The sequence below is a fragment of the Sphingomonas sp. P3_C5 genome, from assembly GCF_056402635.1.
Genome location: NZ_JBFUHA010000001.1, coordinates 1,239,237 through 1,258,068 on the forward strand (window position 1 = coordinate 1,239,237; position 18,832 = coordinate 1,258,068).

The window sequence follows — 18,832 nt, forward strand, 5'->3', positions numbered from 1 at the left end:
TTCTACTTTGTTGGCGGCAGGTAACGCACGCCTGAATTTCCCAATTTCGCTCCAGCGGATCGATTGATACTGAATAGATCAATTGTATAGTTGTCTGGCTTTAACATCCATTGGCGAACCTCCGGCGCCTTCGCGCCAAAGCTTCGGCCAGTCGAGTTCCACCAAGAAACGGCATCTGTGTTGTGTGCCATATCTCCGAGCTTGAACGGATACCACTCCCCATCGCTAGCCTGGAACATTTTTCCGAGAACCGGATCATCCATGATCTTCCCTTCGGTTCCCATACGCTCGATAACCGCCCGGCCAGTTGCTGATGATTTGCCGGGAGTCCTTCCGACAGTGCTAAGGCGATCCCAAACCGCTACATCCTCTGCGGCATTTCCGAAAGTTACCTTGACGCTGCTGGGTGCCAACGGCGCTCGCATATCGAGCGTTGCGCGCCCCGTCCCCGATATCGTGAAAGGTGCCGCCTTTGCGGCTAATGGTGCCCCGAACCTTGCGATGGCGCCTTCTGCAACCATGGGCCACAATGGGGAGGACACGAATCCGCTTCGACCGCCGCCCACAACATATGGAGACGAGGATCGTTCGGTCATCAGGATTGCGAGCGGGGCAATTGCGGTGGATGTGAAACCGACGTTGGCTTCCCAATTCCCAAGGGCCATATTGCTGACTAACTGGGTACTGAAATTGCTCATCCCCTGCCGCTGGGCTGCGCTCTGCTCTTCAGAGTCGCCGCCCGCCATCCTGACACGAATACCGGCGTCCCAGCTTGGCAGATTGGCGAAGCCCTGATTCATGGTCACGGATGACCATTCCCAACCGCTGAAAAGAGACGACACCCAGCCGAATAAACCTCCGCTTTCAGCTTCTGATGCGGCCTGCGGAGCGCTGGCAGCCGGTGCGGCAGGCAAAGGCGGCGCGGGAAGCGGGTAGTTTTTTAGCGCTTCATTCCACAAAGCCGATCGTTCGGCCCGCTCCCATTGAGCGCGAACTTCCGCTTCTTGCGCCCGGCCATCGGCGCCCACGGCTGGCAAACGGCGGTAGCTGTCCTCGAACTCCTGGCGAGCGGCTCTGATCTCTTCAAGCGTATTCGTGGTAACCTGCCTCGGCGAACGCAACGAGGCATCCAACAATTGGGGGCGAGCACCCACACCATCAGGCCCATCGCCATAAACGAATTTGGGGCTGTCGCTACCGTCATCGTAATGTTCCCGTGACGGTCCACTCGGACCGCGTGGGGCATATGCAAACGAATCGGAGGAGAGGTTGCCACTTCCACCACCGATCCCGTTGGGTAGCAAGCTGAGAAGATCGAACGGCTTTCCAATTGGATGCAGCGCATTACTAATGCTCCGTTGAATGTCCTGGAGCGGTTCTGTTATGATCTCCTTGGTAGCATCCCCGACGGCACCAACGGGCCAATCCGTCACGCGTCGGATATCTTTGACGGCATCCCTGATGCCGGCCAGAGCGGACGGCGCTTTGTTTGGGTTATAATCCTTGTCGGTAGGGAACTGCTGCCCATAGCGCCCCTGTAGCGCGCCGCCCAAGGCGCTGCCCACCACCTGGGGCAGAACCATCAGCAGATTATCGCCAAAGTCCGTCCCACTGAGCAAGCTGACCGTGGCGGCACTTGCGACGCCGCTTACCGTATTGGTTATAAGATCATTGACGAGACGCCCGGTGCCCGAGCCCAGGCCGGCGGTCATGCCGTCGCCCATCTGTGCGTGAATGCCCAGGAAGCCGTTCTTGCTATCGAGCTTGGCGCTGACAAGGCCACCAACGCCGCTCGATACGCCTGCCGCGGCCACCCCGACCCAGTCGAAATGATCCTGCAGGTGCGTCGCGACTGCGATGCCCTGGGTGATGCCGCTGCTAAGCGCGCCCCGCGCGAAACCGTTGAGGAATGACGTCGCGCTGCCGCCGAAAACATTGACGCCGCTAAGCCCTTTGGCCACGCCCGCCGAGATGACCGAAATTGCGAGCGACTTGAAGCTGAACCCGTGCTGCGTGCCAATGAGATTGTTGAATCCCTGGCTGACGAGATTGCCGACCAGCGGGCCCAGGAAATAGGTCGCGGCAACGGACACGATGATTGAAAGAATCTGGCCGAAGACGCCGCAACCACCCTTCTTCGCCGGCGGCGGTGGCGAGAAGGTCACCAGCTCCTGCCTGGACGGATCCAGATCGCCCAGTGCCTTGTTGGGATCATAAGGCGTGAAGGTGCTTGAGGTCTTGTGCAGGGCAAGGACGCCCTGTGGTACGACCAGGGTCTGGCCTTGGGTCAGCGCCGAGCTGGCGGTCAGGCCGTTGGCCTCGGCCAGTTTATACCAGAGATTCGCGTCGCCCCACAATTCGTCCGCAATGGTGCGCAGCGTGTCGCCGCTGCGGACAGTGTAGGCCGCGCCCGACGGTAGCGGCGCCTTGTTTTCCGATACGAAGCTCTGGTCGAAATCGGCGAAAAGCTGACCCATCGGCGTCTTGATAAGCGCCGCGCTGCTCACCGCGCCGATCGTCTTGCCGCCGAAGGTGTAGCTCATGTCATATTGGTTGACGCCGGAGCCGGTATTGACCTCGCTGCGCTGGAGCACATGGCCACTCATATCCGTGACGAAGGTGACGTTGCGCGGCTGGCCATCGGCAATATTGACGGTGGTGATCCGGCCCGCGCTGTCATAATGATAGGTCGAGCTATAGTTGGTCGAGCCGTTGCTGACGGTCACCACGTCCTGCTGCGCGCTGTCCCACCAGACATAGCTGGTCTTGCGGTTCGTCGTGACCCCGTTCTGGGTCGCGCTCGTATGGGTGACGACGCCCTGATAGGCGCCGGTGTACACGCCTGAGCCGGGCGAGCTTTCAAGCTTATAGTCGTAGGTCGAGACGCCATCGCTGAGGATATTCGATCGCGCATCCCACCCATAAGCGGCGGCTCCGCCGATCTCGCGACCCATCGCATCGCGCACGTAGATCGAGTTGGGAGCATTCGGCGCTGTCGCTGGCGCCGTTTGATTGGTCGCCGACGGACTGTTGGTCGAGACGGTCGCCAGATAGCCATCGGCGGTGTACCCGAAATACCAGCGGATATCGACATAGAAGTATGGTGGGTTGCCGTAGATCGGGCCGCTCTGGTTGCCGCCGATGATGTTCGGGACCTGGACCGTCTGGGTTTCGGTCATCCGCTGGCCGGCGGCATTCCACCCGACGTCCACGCCGTAATTTCCACGCACGATCGTCGTTCCGGCCACTCCGGCCGTTCCCGAGAGCGTGCCTTTCGACACGGTGAACCGGTTCATCGCATCATATTTGTACCAGAAGGATTGCGTGGAGTCGGTGGTGGCATAAGCGCCGTTGTAAAGAAGTGCGCGATAGGTGGCCGCGACGTGGCGAACATTGCCGGCCAGATCATATTCATAGTCCACCGACACCGGAGCGACGGCGCCGGGACCTGTATCTGCGTAATGCAGCATCCGGCCCATCGCATCCCAGGTGCCGGTCGCATTCTTGTACGAGGTCACGAGCGTGGTGCCCGAATAGGCGCCATACTTCTCCGACAGCAGATTGCCGGCCGCGTCGAAGCTGTAATAGGTCCGCTGGTTCGATCCCGTCGCGCTGCCGTCGATCACCAGCGCGTTTCGCCCGGTATTGTAATAGCTGAAGGTCAGGTTCTGCCCGGCATTGTTGGTCTGGGCGACCAGCTGGCCGGCCTTGTCGAAGGTATAGTTGAAATCGTGATTGCCGTAATCGACCTTGTCGACGGTGCGGCCGAACAGATCCATGACCTCAGTCATCTGCTTGCCGGCGACGTTGGTGGTTACCTTGGTCCAGCCGCCGAAAGTGCCCAGCCCAGCCGTGGCGATCGCCGCGCTCCAGGTGTAGCTGACGGTTGTTGCCGTGCCGCCAAAATCCACGGTCGAGGTGACGCGACCCTGGCTGTCATAGTCGGTCAGTTCCTTGACGCCGGCCCCGAGCTGCGAGTTCCAGTGCTGCGTGCGCTGGCCGAGCACATCATAGCCGTAATAATCGATGAGCTGGAGATTGGCGCCGGAGCCGTTACCATAGGTGCCGGCCGGCCTCACCGGATGCGCATCGACGGTCAGCTGGTTCATCCCGTCATAGGTGCGTGTGTCCACATCGCCGACCGCGTCGACCAGGATGCGGGCATTGTTGAACACGTCGTAGCGGGTTTCCACGACGCCTGTGTCCGGGTGAAATTCCTTGGTCGTCAGGGCGTCGCCGCCATGGCCTGTACCGGCGAGCAACAGCCGGGTTAGGGTGTGGTTGTTCGCATCCGTGGTCGCGACGAGGCGGCCCGACACATCGTAATAATTATTGTCGGTCGGCTTCACCAGGGTGTGAACCAGCCCGGTTTCGTCGGTATAGCTGACGGCGGGGTGCTCGGTCTTGGTCACCCGGCCCATAGTGTCATAGGTGTAATTGGTGACGTTGCCCCGCGGATCAGTCTCGCTCGTGACTTCGCCGAACGCGTTGTAGCTGCGCTGATGAGAGATCGTTACGGTGTCATAGATTGCCGGGTTTGAGGCGTTGGGATTGGTCTCGCGGAACGGCTCCCGCGTTGCCGTGTCCTGATTGTGCTTGTCGAACACATCGATGGTGACGACCGCGCCGACCACGGCGTGGCTGCCGGCGGCCCAGGCATTGGTGTTGGTGACCAGGTTCAGCGCGGCGTCGAGCGTGTAGGTGGAAAGATCGACGCTGCCCGACGAGGCGATCGTCAGCGTGGCATTGCCGTTCTTGTCGTGGAGATTGATGCGGGTGGTGCCGTCATCAGCGATCGAGCGCCAGACATGTCCGCTCGCATCATAGTCATAGGTCTGCTGCCACAGGCCGTTGACGCCGCGGCCGGTGATATCGCCATAAGCGTTATAGCGGATCTGGCTGTTGTCGCCGTCGAAGATCCAGGTCGACGCGCCGATCGCCTTGTGCGCGACGGTCTGAAAGATCACCCGTCCGGCCGCGTCGTAGCGATAGTTGATTGCTTCGTTGAACGCGGTGCCTCCCGCCGAGGTGCGGGTGTAGCTGTCGCTCACCTGGTTGCCCGCGGCATCATAGCCATAGGTGTGGACGTAATTATTGGCGTTGGTGCTTGTCGCGAGCCGGCCGCCGGCGCCATAGGTGTTCGTCGTCACTTCGCTTGCGCCGCCCGAATGGCCGAGCGCGTCGTCCACGGTGACCGACAGGACGTTGTTCAGCCCGTCATAGACATAGGTCGTGCGCGTGCTGACCGTGGCGGCAGCCTGGTCGGTATGCTGCGGATCGACCTCGGTCTGCATGCGACCGATGCCGTCATAGGTATAGGTTATGGTGTCGCCATTGGCTTCCTGCTTGCTCAGCACCTCCCCCAGGCCGTTATAGGTGTAGGTGACCGTGGAGCCGCCCGCGGTGGTTGCGGTCGACAGAACGCCCGAGGATGAGACGGTCGAGGCGTAGAGCCCCGTCCGCGTCTCGGTCAGGCGGCGCCCCGCCGCATCATAGGTGAAGTTGGTGAATCGGTCGTCGGCACTAGGCGCCGGAGCAGGGTAGCCGCTGATTGATACGCTCGAGACCTTGTTGGCGCCGCGGAGCTCCGTCGTTACATTGCCTGCACTGTCGAGCAGCCAGGCGGTCTGATAAAGCTCGGCATCGACTTGCGCGAACTTGCGACCCAGCTTGTCATAGTAGCTGTAGACCACGCCGCCATTTGCATCGATTGTTTTGATGACGTTGCCGGCGGCATCATAGGTGATTTGCGAGACGGCCGCGTCGGCGGTGATGACAAAGTTGGTGCCGTCGAACGACCCCATCTTGATCGCAGCGCCAGTGGTCGAGATCAGGCGGTTGTTCTTGTCATAGGCGTAGGTCGTGGTGCGGCAATTGGTGCTGCTGATGGGGGACGGCGGGGTGCCGCCGCCAGTGGTGGGAAGCGTCGTCAGCAGATCGCCATAGACCGTCGCGGTGAGCACATTGCCATTGGCGTCATAGGTCCAGCCGCTGAGCATGCCGAGCGCGCTGACCTCTGCGATCTTGCGGTCCAGATGGTCATAATAATACCAGGTGGCGGTGCCGCCGGCACCATTCGCGTCGGCAGCCGTGACCGACTTGATGACATTACCGCGAAGATCATAGCTCAATATGTCAGTCGGGGTGACGCTCGATGTCGACGACAGATCGGCGGCAGTGACGGTGACGGCATCGTGCGCCGTCTTCGTGAGCCGATCCGCCAGATCATAGGTGTAGGTCGTGGTGCGCTGCTGCCCGGAGACACCGCTCGCCTCGACCATGGTCAGGCGGTTGCCGCGCGCATCATAGGTGTAGACATTGGCGATATAGGTCGTGCCGGTTGCATAGACCGGCAGCGTCTCGCTCAGCAGCAGGCCGCGCTTGTCGAAGGTGTTGGTAGTGGTGCCGCCGACCTTGTTGGTAACCGAGTTCCGGTCGCTAAAGGCGTTATAGCCATAGCTCTCGGTAATATTGTGTGCGGTGTTGCTGTCAGTGATCTGCGCGGTCGAGACGACGCGATCGAGCAGGTCATAGCCGAAGCTCGACACCGCATCCTGCCCGGCCGTGGTGACGATCGTCGGGCGTGTGGCGATGGTCGGGGTGCCGGTGGCCCTGGCGCTATAGCGTGTGACTGACGCGGTCTTGCCGGTGAAGGTATAGCTGGTCGCGGTCGCATAACCCTCGGGATCGACCTGCAGAACCAGCTGGTTGAGCACGTTATAATAGAAATATCCGACATTGTTCCGCGGATCGACCACCTTCACCAGGTTGCCGAACGCATCATATGTGTTGGTCGTAACCGCGTTGGTGCTTGCGTCCAGCGGCACGGTGACGCTCAGGACATTGCCGAGCGCGTCATAGGTTCGTGTGGTCGTGTTGCCCCGGCCATCCTGCACTGTCAGCAGATTGTCGAGCGCGTCATAGCCGTAGGTGGTGATGGTCACCTCACTCTGGCCAAAGGCGCGGGTGACTGTATGCACACGGCCGAGCTCGTCATAGCTCTGGTCAGTGACGCTCGCATCGGCCGTTCCGTAGGCGACCGTCGTGCGCGTTGCCTGGCCGAGCTGGTTGAGGACCATCACCGTGCGGACATTCATCGGGTCCACCGTCTCGGTGAGGCGCCCGGCGCTGTCATAGATGAACTGGGTTGTGGCCGCGGGCTTGGTTGGCGTCGCGGCGACGTAGCTGATCGCCTGTGCGAGCGTCGTGCTGTCAGCAAAGGCGGTGAATCCGCCAGTCCCATTGAAGCGATCGGCGTAGCGGATCGAGGTCAGCACGTTGCGGTTGGCGTTATAGGTATATTGGGTAACATAACTCTCGGCGTCGACCGAGAAGCGCAGCTGACCCTTCTGATCGTAGATCGCGCGCGTGATGCGATCGTTGGTGGCGCTGCCATTGGTCGCGAGCCATGTGGCCATGGCGGCGTCGGTGGGATCGCCGGTGGGGGTATAGGGCGCGGCGACGCGCTGCTGCTTGATGACATTGCCAAGCGCGTCATAGGTGTAAGCGGTGACATAGCCGAGCGCGTCGATGGTGTAGCTGCGCTGGCCGTCCGCGTTATAGACGTTGCGGGTAATCGGCGATGCCGCGATTGCAGCCGAGGACATCGCAGTGATCTGCGCCTGGATTCCTGTAACCGTATAGGTCGAACCCGAAGAAATCGCGGTCGAATAAGCGATGCTGCGGATCGCGTTGCCGGTCGCGTCATAATCGAACTCGGTCAGGTAGTTGGCCGCATCGACGCTGTAACGGAGCTGGCCGTCGCGATCATAGACCGAGTGGGTGATCTCGTCCTTGCCGGACGCCGCCACGACGAGCGCGGCTATGTCGGCAATACTGGCAATTGTCGCAAGGCTGCCGAGCGCGATCGGTGTCGCAAAGGCTTGGGTCAGGATTACCCGGCCTTCATTGTCATAGGTGTTCTGGGTGACGCCGCCCAGCGCATCGACAGTGTAGATCAGGCGCTCGGCATTGTCATAGACGTAGCGCGTTACATTGTTGAGCGCATCCTTGACCGCCGCCAGGTTGCCGCGGCCATCATAACTGTACGTGGTTACGTTGTTGAGCGCGTCCTTGCTGGTTGCGAGCCGCCCGGCGCGATCATAGGTTTTGGTCGTAACCTGCGAGGCAGGATCAGTGAGCGTCAGGACCCGCCCGAACGCATCATAGCCATAGCTCGTGGTGATCGCCTTGCCGAGGCCACCACCGCTGACGCTGGGGGCGTCTACCACCTGGGTCATGAGCAAGCCGCGGCGGTCGAAAGTCCGAAGCGTCAAGATAGCCGATGAAACACTGGCGTCGAGCGGATCGGCTTGAGAGGTGCTGTCGCCGAATGCGTCATAACCATAATAGGTGATGTTCGAAAACGCGTCGAGGACATGCCTGACTCTGCCATCGACCCGATAGTCGACATGGACCGTGGAATCGGCCCCGGCGGTCGGGAGGGTGGTGATCGTGGTCGTGCCCGAGATGGTGCTCGCCGCGCCGCCGGTCATGCCGGCGAGCGTGGTTGCCGCAATCCGCTTGGCGTAGCGGATGGTGTCGGTGCGCTGGCCGAGCGCATTGTAGCGATATTCGGTCACCTCTCCGAGCGGAGAGATCACATAGGCGAGCGTGCCGTCGGCGTTGTAGTAATTCAGCGTCCGGGCGGCCGTTGAACCGGTGCCCAGCGCCTCGGTCGTCACGATTACGCGGCTGTCCGCATCATAGGTGTAGGTGATGCCCCAGGTCGCATAGATCGTGTCGATCTGTGCCTGGGTCGGGTTGGCGCCCAGTGCGACGAGCTGTGCATTCCCCTCGGCATTGAGCGCGCTGGTCACCCGGCCAAGCGCATCATAGCGTTGGCTGAAGACATGCGCATCGCTGGTGCCCGACTGGGTCGTGGTCGAGAGCAGATTGCCCATCTGGTCATAGGTGTAGCTGGTCGTCGTCGAGACGGGGGGAGTTGTCGACAGGACCCTCGTCTGGCTCTGGACCTGGCCATAGGCATTGTAGACGTAGGTGGTGGTATCGAGGACCGTGGTCCCGGCCGCGGCGGGCAAGGTCGCCAGAGTGGGCGGCGTCGCGATCAGCGTCGCGGGAGTGAGCTGCTGTCCGCTGATCTGCTGCGCCAGATAGCCCTGGCTGGTGTAGCTGTAGCGCGTGAGATTGCCCTCACCGTCAATCGCCGCCGCAAGCAGCCCGCGCGCATCGTAGAGCATCCAATGGTGGATATCGTTCGCGCTGAGGCTGCCGCTCGTCACGCTGGCCAGAAGATCGGTATAGATTCCGCTCGCGCGGAGGCCGGCTGTCGTAGGGGTGGCATAGGCGATCGTGTGGATCTTGTATCCGGCGGCGTCGTAGATGGACTGGGTCAGATAGCCCTCGGCATCGAGGGTGCCGATGAGGTTGCCGTCCTTGTCATAGAACATCCGGCTGACGCGGTCGTTGGCCGCGTCGACAGCTGGAAGGTAGCTTGGGACGTGCAGAATTGCCCCCGCGCCCTGCGTGGTGAGGGTCGACGAGGATATGATGATCGCGGCTCCAGCGGCTGCCGAAAGCGCGGTCCCGATCCAGATTTCCGGCACCGTCTGCGTGTCGGGAGCGTTGAAGGTGCGCGAGATCGTGATGGTCGTCGCGGTGGTGGTGCTGAGGCCGGAGATCTGGAAGCTGGCGCCGAGATAGGCCGTGGCCGTCCCAGGGCCCGAGATAGAGATGGTTGCGTCGCCGGCATTGCCCCAGCCTGTATTCAGCCCCCAAAGATCGATAACCGCGCTGGTCGCGGTGCTCGTGCCCTGGAGCGTGACCGTGAAGGTGGCTGTCTGCCCCGCGGTCACGGGCACATATTGGTAGACATAGGCCGAAGTGCCGGTTGCGGTCTGGGTGAACACGCCGGTTGTCGTGTTGAGCGTCCCAGCATTGGCCGACCAGCTGCTGATCAGATTGGTGGGCCCGCTCGCCGCGGCCTTCAGCGCCGCCATGTTGGCCGCAGAGACCTCGCCAGCATATTGGGTCGTCGAGACCAGCTGCGACAGACCATTATAGGCGTAGACCGTGGTCACCCCGGTGGTACCGGCATCCCCGCCGCCACCGATCGTCCCGCCGCTACCGATCGTCTGGACCAGGCGCTGGGCGAGATCGTAGATGTTGAAGGTCCACTGGTCGCCCGCATTCGCAGCCGGCCTCAGCGAATCCAGCGTGACGGCCGTGGGATTGCCGCTGCCATCCACGAGCGACGCGAGCTGGGTCGCATTCAGCCGCGTCACATAGCGGGTCGTGCTGGTGACGTCGTTCTGAGGATCGTAGCGATATTCAGTGACCGCACCCAGCGCATCGACTTCGGCCGTCTTGCGCCCGGCACCGTCGTAGAAGAAGTAGGTGTATTGCCCGAGCGCGTCCATCCTGAGCTTCAGCTGCCCCAAAGCATCATATTTGTTGGTCGAGGTGGCACTCGTGCTGGTGCCGACGCTGGTGAGCAATTGCGCAAAGGTTCCGGCGGCACGCAGGCTCGGCGTGGTCGCGGTCGCATAGGCGATCGTCTGGGTCTTGAGGCCGCCAGCATCATAGATGATCTTGGTGAGGTACCCATCGGCATCGAGGGTGCCGGTGAGGTTGCCGTCCTTGTCATAGAACATCCGGCTGACGCGATCGTTGAGCGCATCGACAGCTGGAAGGTAGCTTGGGACGTGCAGAATTGCCCCCGCGCCCTGCGTGGTGAGGGTCGACGAGGATATGATGATCGCGGCTCCAGCGGCTGCCGAAAGCGCGGTCCCGATCCAGATTTCCGGCACCGTCTGCGTGTCGGGAGCGTTGAAGGTGCGTGAGATCGTGATGGTCGTCGCGGTGGTGGTGCTGAGGCCGGAGATCTGGAAGCTGGCGCCGAGATAGGCCGTGGCCGTCCCGGGACCCGAGAGCGAGATGGTTGCGTCGCCGGCATTGCCCCAGCCGGTGTTCACCCCCCATAGATCGATAACCGCGCTGGTCGCGGTGCTCGTGCCCTGGAGCGTGACCGTAAAGGTGGCTGTCTGCCCCGCGGTCACGGGCACATATTGGTAGACATAGGCCGAAGTGCCGGTTGCGGTCTGGGTGAACACGCCGGTTGTCGTGTTGAGCGTCCCAGCATTGGCCGACCAGCTGCTGATCAGATTGGGCGGCCCGCTTTGCGAAGCCTTCAGCGTAGCGATGTCGGCCGCAGAGACCTTGCCCGCATATTGCTTCGTCGAGACCAGCTGCGACAGGCCGTCATAGGCATAGACCGTGGTCGATCCGGTGCCGTCGATCGTCTGGACCAGGCGCTGGGCGAGATCATAGATGTTGAAGGTCCACTGGTCATCGACACTCGCGGCCGGCCTCAGCGAATCCAGCGTGACGGCGGTGGGATTGCCGCTGCCATCCACCAGCGAGGCGAGCTGGGTCGCATTCAGCCTCGTCGCGTAGCGGGTCGTGCTGGTGACGTCGTTCTGGGGATCGTAGCGATACTCAGTGACCTCACCCAAAGCATCGACTTCCGCCGTCTTGCGCCCGGCACCGTCGTAGAAGAAGTAGGTATATTGCCCAAGCGCGTCCTTCTTGAGCTTCAGCTGCCCCAAAGCATCATATTTGAAGGTCGATGTGGCCGTCGCCGCGCCGGCGCCGGATTCCGTGTAGCTGATGAGCTCGCCTGCCAGATCATAGACCGAGACTTGCGTTGCGCCACCGATTGTCGTGACGGTTGTCGTCTGGCTCCCGTCGGCGAAGACGACCGACGTCTCGATACCGTCATTGTCGCTCGTGGTCTTGAGACGGCTCAGTCCGTCATAGGTGTAGGACTCGATCCTGGTTTGACCGCCTGTGGAAACCAGCCGCGTGAGCAGGTCCCCGTGCTGGCTGTAGGTATAGGTCGCTTCGCTCTTGGTCGACGTCAGATCGAACTGGCCCGTCGACAACAGCTTCGAATAACCTCGCGTCACCTGCAGGTTTCCGCGTGGGTCGTAGGCCGTCTCGGTCCGCCGCGCGTTGCTCTGATCGATGGTGCCGATCCAGGTCGACAAGGCCGAGGCCGTCGGCACCTGGCTCGTCGACAGGGAAGAGGTGTCGTATTTGGCGCCTTCATATTCGATCGCGCTCGTCTGATTGCCGTTCGCATCATAGCCATAGGCAGTGACAGTGCCTTCGGCTGAAACTGAATAGAGAAGATTGAGCGTGGTCGCGTCGTACACGTACCGGACGGTCTGCGGCACAGTCGCCGTTCCGGCGCCGGGGCCGTCCGGATCTGGAACGACATAGCGCGTCTCGGTGAGGACCTGCCCTTTCAGATAGGTTCGCTCGACCCTGTTGCCGAGCGCATCCTGCTGGCTGGTGCGATTGCCGGAGGTGTCGTAGCCATAGGAGACGATCTCGCCGTTCCCCTTGTCCACCGACGTCAAATCGCCATTGGCGTTATAGGCAAATTGCTGCGTTTGACCCGCCGGCGAGACGATCTTGGTCAGGTTTCCGTTCACGTCATAGAACAGCACGGTCTGCTGACTGAGCGCGTCCGTGATCGTCGTTTTGCGATTAGTGGTGTCGTAGGTGAAGGTCGTCACGCGCGTCGCGCCGCTCGCCACCGCCTGGGTCAGCGTCGAAACACGGCCTGATCCGTCGTAGAGCACCGTCACCGAAGAGCCGTCAGTCTCGCTGATGACCCAGATGCGGCCATTGGTGTCATAGCTGTAGCTGGTCGTGTATGTGACGTTGTCGCCGGTGTTCTCCGGAGTCAGGTCGACCACCACCGAGGTCAGTTTGTTGGCGGTGTAGGCATAGTGAGTCCGCGTGATCGTGGACGCGTTGCTCGCCCCAAAATGCGTGACGACGTCGGTAATGTTGCCGTTCGCATCCCAGCTATATTGCTCATACTCGCCGTTCTGGGTGGTCGCCCGGTCAAGATTGGCGCCACTATAAGTGAAGCTGATCTTGTTGCCGTTCGTGTCGGCGAGCTCGGTGATCCGCCAGCCCGTGCCGTAAGCCGAGTATTTCTCGGTGAACTGGGTGTCGCCATCGGTCCACGTCCAAACGCCGGCCGTGTTGGTCAGCGTGTCGTAGGCGCCGTTCCCGTCGGTGGCGACATAGGCGGTTCCGTTCCAGGTATAGGTGATGTCCGACCCGTCACCCGAGGTCCGCTTGATCGTGCTGCCGGCCGTGTTGAGCGTGCCGGTCAACCCGTGGATGGTGCGGGTCGTGCTCTGCCGCCAATGGTCGCTATTGTCCCCGTCGGAGACGTCTTCGATGCTGTTGTAGGTCCGCCCGATCGCCGAATCCGGCCCGCGGCCGACCAGGAATTCGTCCCGCTGCGTGACCAGCATATTGCCGGTCGCAGCATTGACCGCCAGTTGTTCGCCATTTCGGCCGAGCGACCCCGAACCGAGCAGCCCAGCGCCCCCCAGGACCGAACCTGAGCCGCGCTCGAAACCAGCACCGAGACCTGTGAAAATCGCAACCATGGGATCCCCCAATTCAGCCAGGAGGCCCCCCGAAGCGATCACATCGCGCGGCACCTCGATCTGCAATCGGGAGAACGGCGAAATTGTTTAGGACTTTTTTTCAGATGTACTGATTGACCCCGTTCATGCACATTCGGCACGCCGGACGAGAGATGGCGCGGGCAGGCCGTCGAAATCCCCGATCTTCCGGGCGTGTTCTGGAAAATGAACGATCCCGAGGATACGCAAAATGGGTGGAACGCGCGCTTCGCGACACGGCCTGAAATGCTATCTCACTGTGTTATTGGTGTTTGAGGCAATCGCGACTATTCGTCCCCCTTTTACAGGATAAAGCATATGGCGAGTCTCGCGGGACCCAGGAACAAATCGGAGCTGGGATCCGCGCTGATGAAGCTGCGGAGCGGGCTGCTCGGCATCGTCCTGCTCAGCGCCTGCCTCAACATTTTGACGCTCGCCGGTTCGGTCTATCTCATGATGGTCTATGATCGGGTGTTGCCGGCGCAGAGCCTGCCAACCCTGTTCGCCCTCTTCCTGATGATCGGCGTGGCGTACGCCTTTTACGGCGCGTTCGACGTGATGCGCGCGCAGATGCTGGCCGACGTGGCCGCCGCCCTCGATCGCCGCCTGGCATCGCGCGTCCAGGCGATCGAGATGCGCATCGCCATGGAGCGCCCCGATACCAAGGACCGGGTTAGCCCGACCCGCGATCTCGATCAGCTGCGCAGCTTCATCGCGAGCTCGGGTCCCCCGGCCCTGATCGATCTGCCATGGATTTTTTTCTTCCTGCTGATCCTCACGCTCGTCCATTACTGGCTCGGGCTGGTGACTCTGGTGGGCGCTATCGTCCTCGCCATCCTGACCATGGTCGCCGAGCGGGTCAGCAAGAAGCATGTCGCGGCCGTCACCGATGCCTCGGCCCGGCGCCGCAATGTCAGCGATCGCCAATGGCGGCACGCCGAGGTGATCCACAGCCTCGGCATGCGCCGCCGCATCATGGCGCAATGGGAACGCGTTCACCTGCAATTCCTGCACGAACAGTCCCGGCTCACTGACACCACTTCGACTCTGAGCGGCCTCAGCAAGGTGCTTCGGATGTTCCTCCAGTCGTCAGTTCTGACGGTCGGGGCGATGCTGGTGATCGATGGCAAGGCGACCGCCGGCATCATCTTCGCCAGCTCGATTCTTTCCGGGCGCGCCCTGGCGCCGGTCGATCAGGCAATCGCCAACTGGCGGGGTTTCGTCGCCGCGCGGCAAGGCTGGGCGCGGCTCAACAATCTCTTCCAGCAAGTGCCGGACAATGTCACGGCGCGCACTGAACTGCCGCCGCCCGCCAAATCCGTCGCGATCGACAAGCTGTCGCTCTCGCCTCCCGGCAGCAACCGCCAGACCGTCACGGATGTCAGCTTCCGGGCCGAGGCTGGTCAGGCGATCGGCATCATCGGTCCGAGCGCGTCGGGCAAGTCCTCGCTGGTGCGGGGCATTATCGGCGTGTGGAAGCCGGTGCGCGGCACGGTGCGGCTCGACGGCGCCACGATCGATCAATGGGATAGTGAGGTGCTCGGCCGCTATCTGGGCTATCTGCCGCAATCGGTCGAGCTGTTCACGGGCAGCATCGCCGAGAATATCGCCCGCTTCGAGCCCGAGGCGCCGGCTGAAGCGGTGATGGCGGCGGCGGTCGCGGCCGGCGTGCATCAGATGATCCTTCAGCTTCCCGAAGGCTATGAAACCCAGGTCGGCGAGGATGGCACCAACCTGTCCGCCGGTCAGCGCCAGCGGATCGCGCTTGCCCGCGCGCTCTACCGCGACCCGTTCCTGCTCGTGCTGGACGAGCCCAACTCGAACCTCGATCCGGAAGGCGAGGCGGCACTCGCGCGCGCGATTACCGGCGTCAAGGCGCGCGGCGGCGTCGTGCTGCTTGTCGCGCACCGTCCAGCGGTGCTTAGCACGGTCGAGCTGGTGTTGCTCATGCGCGCGGGGACAGCGCAGGCTTTCGGGCCGCGCGACGAGATCCTCGCCCAACTCAACCGTGCCAGCCAGCCCGCCCGGGAGTCTGGGCCGGGCGGGCTGGCTGTCGTGCCGCAACGGGTTTGATTCTCCATGACGATTTCGCCTCCCATAGACGCCTTCACTGTACCTGAAGACGAAGATTTCGGTTCTGCTCGGCTGCGCACACGTACACGCCGGGCGTTCATGCTCATGGCCGTGCTGATCTTCGGCTTTTTCGGTCTGGGCGCGATCCTGAAAATCGGCGGCGCGGTGGTCGGGTCGGGCGAGGTCACGGTTGATTCCAGCGTCAGGACGATCAGCCATGCAACTGGCGGCGTGCTCACCGCCCTGCTCGTGCGCGATGGTGATCACGTCGCGAAGGACCAGATCTTGATGCGTCTGGATACCAGCGTCTCGAAGGTCGGTTCGCAATCCGCCTCGACAGGTCTCGATCAGCTGCTGGCACGTCGCGCCCGACTGCAGGCCGAGCGCGACCAGGCCTCGACGATCCAGTTCCCGCCGGAGCTTGTTCGTGGCGTGAGCGGCGGCGATACGATGGCGTCGGAGCGCCGCCTGTTCAATCTAAGGCGTGAGGAACGCAGAGGGACGCTTTCGTTGCTTGGCGACCGCATCCGCCAATATGAAAGCCAGATCCGCAGCTTCGAGGTTCAGATCGAAGCGACCGAGAAGCAGATCGTTCTGATCCAGCCCGAGCTGGCAGGGCTGCGCAAGCTCTATGCGCGGCAGCTGGTACCGATCAATCGCATCAATCAGATGGAGCGGACCGCGGTCGAACTCGAAGGCTCAAAGGCGGCGCTTGAATCCAATATCGCCGAAGCGCGCGCACATATCTCGGAGACGCGCGAGCAGATGCTCAATGTCGACAAGTCAGCGCGAAGCGATGCCGGCAACGCGCTCGCCGAGGTCTCGACCCAGATCAACGAACAACAGCTTCGATCGGCATCGGCGGGGGATACTTTCGCGCGCAGCGTCATCCGTGCGCCGCAATCGGGTGTGGTCGATCGGATTGCCTTCACCACCATCGGCAGTGCGGTGCCCGCGGCGCAACCGATCCTCCAGCTCGTCCCCGATCGTGACCGGCTTGTGGTTGAGGCGAAGGTGAAGCCGCAGGATATCGATCAGCTCCGCATCGGCCAGTCGGCGCGCGTCGTGTTCTCCGGGCTCGAACGGCAAACCACGCCCGATATCCCCGCAAAGGTGATTTTCCTTTCGCCCGACCAGATCCAGGATTCGCGCACCGGCCAGACCTATTATCGCATCAGGGTGCAGCTCGATGCCAAGGGCATGGCCGATGCGCCGCAGATCGCGCTGAAGGCCGGAATGCCGGCCGAGGTGTTCGTGCAGACCGGCGACCGTTCGATCCTGTCCTTCCTGATGAAGCCGTTGTTCGATCAGCTTCGCCACGCCTTTCGCGAGGGATAAGTGGGCTAGGGCGCCTTGACTTCCTTGCCCCCACGGCAGCGGCTTGTCCCGGCGCCGGCTGCCCAGCGCAGGCCCTGTTCCAGCAGCATCACATTACGGGGTTCGCTATAGGTCTCGGGGCGATGCCCGATCGCCGAATAGAAGGATCGGCCATTGGCAATGCAGCGGGTCCAGGCGATGGGGTGGTCGGCGCCCATGCGCAGATTCACCGTCCCCTCGCCCGGTGAATAGGTGGACTCATCCAGCGTCGCGAGGACATGCGCACCGTTGGAGCGCGGATTGGTTTTGAACGAATACCATTCGTCGTTCATCGTCCATTCGCGCGGCAGCCCGTGCGTGATCGGGTTTGCGCCATCATCGACGCGGACGCGCGCGTCCTGGAATTGCGGGCCCATGGGATGCCCGATGAAACGCGCTCCGATCAGCGTGTCGGCATACCAGTCCCAGAAATAGGTCGGGTCGCCGCCCGAACCATGGACGCCGACAAAGCCGCCGCCTCCTTCGATATAGCGCTTGAATGCCTTGCGTTGCACCAGCGTCAGCACATCGCCGCTGACATTGTTCCAGATGACCGCGTCGAACTTGCGCAGGATCGCCGGCGTGATCGCGCCGCCTTTGTCGGTCGTGACGATCGCCCAGCCATTGCGCGCCGCTATTGCCAACATCGCGGCATGGGCTGCATCGACTGACGGCCCGTCGCGGAAGCCGGTGATCTTCTCGAACAAAAGGAAGCGCGGCTTTCCGCGCGGCGTGACGAGCTTTGGCTGATCGACATCATACCGGGCGCAACGCCGCTCCTTGTCCGCAAGCGTGAGCGGGATCGCGTGCAGGTCGCGATCGAGCGTTCCGAGCGCTGCGTCGGTCATCCGTTTGCCGATCAGCGCGCGCAGCGACAGGATGGCGGCGTAGGTCGGCGGCGTGGTGCCCAGGAACGAAGCCGGGAAACGCGTCAGCGCAGTCGGCGCATCGCGTTCGACAAGTGCCTTGGCTTCGGGCTTGAGCAGGATATCGATGACCGGGGAGTCCAGCGAATAGGCCTGGTTGCGGGGCGGGCAATCGATCGGCCGCGCCGCACTGGCCGACGTCGCGAAGCCCGCGACCAGGATTGCCCCCGCCGTCGCCGCCAAGGCTCGCGCGATGCTCAACTGAGCGAAAATAGCCATCCCCGTCCCCCTCGACCGCGTGCACGCGACTGCTTGTTCACGGCAGCCTGCCGAGATTCACGTCGATGTCCAACACAATCTTGCTGATGATCGGTTCGGGGCTTCAGCGGGGTGCAAGGCCGTTGGTGAGGATGTCGACCATCTTTGATGCGACTGCTTCAGGGCTCATGCCGTCACCGTCGGCGCGGTACCAGCGCGCAGGCCAGTTCAACGCACCCGCGAGCGTGAAGGCGGTCAGGCGAATGTCGGGCGCCTCGATCGAGCCGTCCGCCACACCGGCGCTGATCATCGCGCGTAGGTTATCGTCGATCTCGCTTTTGAGCGCGCGAAACCGTGTCGCGCTATCGGGCGACAGCGCTTCGTCCGCGGTGCGGATCACGCAACGCCCGAAATCGTCCATGATGATTTCGGCATAGAGGCGCAGGAAGCCGCGCAGCCGGTCGAGTCCCGTCCCCGGCGCCGCCCGCGCGGCAGCGGCAGCTTCGTTCAGCTGTTCGATGCCGCGCGTCACGCACTCGAACAGGACCTGATCCTTGTTGCCGAGATAATGATAGATGGTCGGCTTGCTGACCCCGAGGCTCGCCGCGACATCGTCAAGCGACGTCGCATGAAAGCCTTGCGCGTTGAACATCCGCACCGCGGCGCGCAGCACAGCCTCGCGCTTTTGCTCGCGCTCGTCCTTGCGCTCCTTCGCTGTCCGAAATGGCGACGGTTCGATTTCGCCCATGTTTCCGCCCCGGATTTTCGTCTCGCGATTTCCCACCCATTATACCGACTGGTAAACTCTAGACCAGAGAGTTTGAG

At 62.3% G+C, this 18,832-nt stretch carries 5 protein-coding genes; 2 read left to right on the plus strand and 3 right to left on the minus strand.

All coding sequences use genetic code 11. The features are described from left to right. Positions 1 to 2: 2 nt before the first annotated feature. The gene (locus tag AC1DVS_RS05985) at positions 3 to 13,436 is read right to left on the minus strand and encodes a LysM peptidoglycan-binding domain-containing protein (protein WP_478021118.1); all 13,434 of its coding nucleotides are present in this window, start codon (positions 13,434 to 13,436) and stop codon (positions 3 to 5) included. Positions 13,437 to 13,823: 387 nt separating this feature from the next. On the opposite strand from AC1DVS_RS05985, the gene AC1DVS_RS05990 reads away from it, so the two are divergent. Both AC1DVS_RS05990 and AC1DVS_RS05995 read left to right on the plus strand, forming a co-directional pair. Beyond that, on the plus strand, positions 13,824 to 15,527 hold the full coding sequence (locus tag AC1DVS_RS05990; RefSeq protein ID WP_478021120.1) for a type I secretion system permease/ATPase: 1,704 nt from the start codon (positions 13,824 to 13,826) through the stop codon (positions 15,525 to 15,527). Between the two features lie 6 nt (positions 15,528 to 15,533). Beyond that, positions 15,534 to 16,865, plus strand: coding sequence for an HlyD family type I secretion periplasmic adaptor subunit (locus tag AC1DVS_RS05995; protein WP_478021122.1), 1,332 nt, complete (start codon positions 15,534 to 15,536; stop codon positions 16,863 to 16,865). A gap of 5 nt (positions 16,866 to 16,870) precedes the next feature. Here the strand turns inward: AC1DVS_RS05995 and AC1DVS_RS06000 are convergent, their stop codons facing one another. After that, complete coding sequence (locus AC1DVS_RS06000) at positions 16,871 to 18,028, minus strand: ThuA domain-containing protein (RefSeq protein ID WP_478021124.1); 1,158 nt, start codon at positions 18,026 to 18,028, stop codon at positions 16,871 to 16,873. Between the two features lie 103 nt (positions 18,029 to 18,131). Then, the gene (locus AC1DVS_RS06005; protein WP_478021126.1) at positions 18,132 to 18,755 is read right to left on the minus strand and encodes a TetR/AcrR family transcriptional regulator; all 624 of its coding nucleotides are present in this window, start codon (positions 18,753 to 18,755) and stop codon (positions 18,132 to 18,134) included. Positions 18,756 to 18,832 lie beyond the last annotated feature (77 nt).